The following is a 2,347-nucleotide window of genomic DNA, read 5'->3' as shown; positions in this document are numbered from 1 at the left end:
GGGCCATTCTGTCATCGGTCATCGTCTTCTTCTCCAGGTTCGAGTTCGCATCCGAACCCTACCAGAAGATCGACGGTGGCCACCCTCTCAGGGAAACCTTCCTACACCACCCCGTGGGACACGACCATGCTCTCCGCCGCCTTGCAGAAACTGGCCCGTATAGCTTTGGTCGGCATATTTGCGGGTGATATAGCCGGGAAACAGCGCATTTTTCATGGCATCCGACAGGCTTTGCAGGACCGGCGGGATACATGGGCCGATCAGTTGCGCATCCTCGAACGCCCAGATGCTTGCCGACGGCGCGTCCAGCTTCACTGCATGATTTTGGTCGATCGCATGAGTCAGTCCGTCATTCCACAGCATCGGCATGGGCGGAATTTGCCGGTTGCTGGGCCAATTGAGAAAAAGCTGCTCTGCCATGCGGCCGTGACTCCGAATATTACCGTTTGAGACACGCCCTCGCAGGGCCAGTGGAGGATGGCAAGGCTTGACAGCGTGCAGACCCGGTGGATTGCGCACCGATAGGGGAGACGGCTGTTGTGATCGCACGCCGGCTGCGTTAGCCATCTGGCCGACGTAGCCGTGGAAACAATATGAGCAGAAACGCCTATCATCCAGACCGCCGCACCCTGCTGCGCACCGCCGCCGTCGGCCTCGCCACATCGCTGATAAGCCCGCGCCTCTTTGCGCAGGATAAGGCGAGCGAAGCGCTCAAATCCCTGACCGGCGGTGTTGCGCCGATCGGAAAGGCCGAGCGCGCGGACCGTCTTGCTCGCGCGCAGAAGATGATGCAGGCGGCCGGCATCGACGCCCTGCTGGTCGAGCCGGGCGCCAGCCTCATCTATTATAGCGGCATCCGTTGGCGCCGGTCGGAACGTCTGACTGCACTGGTCATCCCGGCCAGCGGTACGCCTTTGGTCGTCTGTCCCTTTTTCGAGAAACCCTCTATCGACGAATCGCTCTCCGTCCGCGCGGAGGTTCGCGTCTGGCAGGAGCACGAAAGCCCCTATGCGCCGATCGCCGATTACCTGACCGTGAAGGGACTGGCCAAGGGGCGCATTGGCATCGAGGAAACGGTCCGCTATTTCGCGGTCGATGGTGTCAAGGCTGCGCTGCCCGCCGCGACGTTGGTGAAAGACCCTGTCACCCGCGCCATCCGTATGCGCAAGACGGAGGCCGAGGTCGCACTGATGCAGACCGCCGCTGACGTCACCATGGCCGCCTATCGCTGGACCTGGCCGCAGGTGAAGGCCGGCATGACCCCCGCCGACATCGGCGCGCTGATGAGCGCCGCGACGAAGCAACTGGGCGGGCAGGTGGAATTCAACCTCGTCCTGCTCGGTGAAGCGGCCGCCTATCCGCATGGATCGGGCAAGCCGCAGACGGTCCGCTCAGGGGAGGTGGTGCTGATGGATTGCGGCTGCACGGTCGAGGATTATCAGTCCGACATCAGCCGCACTTTCGTCTATGGCGCGGCCCCCAGTGCCCAGCAGCGCAAGGTCTGGAACGACGTGTCGGAGGGGCAGACGATGGCCTTCGCGGCGGCGAAGCTCGGCGTTCCGGCGGGATCGGTCGATGACGCAGTGCGCGGTTGGTATGAGACACAGGGCTACGGCCCCGACTACGCGCTCCCCGGCTTGTCCCACCGCACCGGCCATGGCATCGGCATGGAAGGGCATGAGCCGGTCAACCTCGTCCACGGCGAAACCACGAAGCTGGACATCGGCATGTGCTTCTCCAACGAGCCGGGCCTGTATCTGCCGGGGGTGATGGGCGTGCGGATGGAGGATTGCTTCCACATGACGGCCCAGGGACCGGCGTGGTTTTCGAGGCCGCCTGTGTCGATCGAGCAGCCGATTGGATAGGGACGTAGCGCCGAACCGTCGATACTGGTGGGAAGCATTTGGGCAAAAGTCGCCACGCGCACCCGTTTGCGGCGATGTAGAGCATCGCGTTCAAAAACCTCGCGCATGTCTGCCGATCGAGGTCGACCTCCACGCCTTGCCGGAGGCGCAAATGGCGCTGCCAGCCCCCACCCCGCATCTCTCGTATCCGATGGATATCGCAATCCCGCCCGGCTATGCTCTCGCCGGGCAATACCAGTCCATGCCACCATTCACTCCATCTCTTCGCAACGAGGCGTGAGCCGAATGTCAACGTAGCCAATCACAACATACTGGTATTATTCAGAAATTTTCGGATCGGGCTGTTAGCCTTTGATTAGAGCCGGATTCGGAAGTTTCTCAATTCTGACAATACCTTGCGGTTCTGCGTGTGAGCATGCGGATTGAGGCGATGAGGGCCCAAGCTGTTGATGAGGCGATGGATCGCTCCCAGTCTTTCGCGA

General features: G+C 61.9%; 2 protein-coding genes and 2 pseudogenes. 1 reads left to right on the top strand and 3 read right to left on the bottom strand.

Going from position 1 to position 2,347, the window contains the following annotated elements; all coding sequences use genetic code 11:
- Window positions 1–87: 87 nt before the first annotated feature.
- Entirely contained in the window at window positions 88–420 is a 333-nt protein-coding gene (locus EWH12_RS21685) for a hypothetical protein (RefSeq protein WP_129927797.1), read from the bottom strand.
- 173 nt (window positions 421–593) lie between these two features.
- Here EWH12_RS21685 and EWH12_RS21680 point away from each other — a divergent pair, with 173 nt between their 5' ends.
- Window positions 594–1,865, top strand: a complete 1,272-nt coding sequence (locus EWH12_RS21680) for a M24 family metallopeptidase (RefSeq protein WP_066602959.1) — start codon at window positions 594–596, stop codon at window positions 1,863–1,865.
- Between the two features lie 4 nt (window positions 1,866–1,869).
- Here EWH12_RS21680 and EWH12_RS21675 read toward each other — a convergent pair.
- Both EWH12_RS21675 and EWH12_RS21670 read right to left on the bottom strand, forming a co-directional pair.
- Window positions 1,870–2,116: pseudogene (locus EWH12_RS21675) on the bottom strand (transposase); the annotation flags it as partial.
- Window positions 2,117–2,243: 127 nt separating this feature from the next.
- Window positions 2,244–2,347 (bottom strand): annotated as a pseudogene (locus EWH12_RS21670) (IS5/IS1182 family transposase); the annotation flags it as partial.

The organism is Sphingobium cupriresistens (assembly GCF_004152865.1).
Classification (GTDB): domain Bacteria; phylum Pseudomonadota; class Alphaproteobacteria; order Sphingomonadales; family Sphingomonadaceae; genus Sphingobium; species Sphingobium cupriresistens.
Note: the sequence above shows the minus strand (reverse complement) of the source record. Positions and strands in the feature narration are given on the sequence as shown.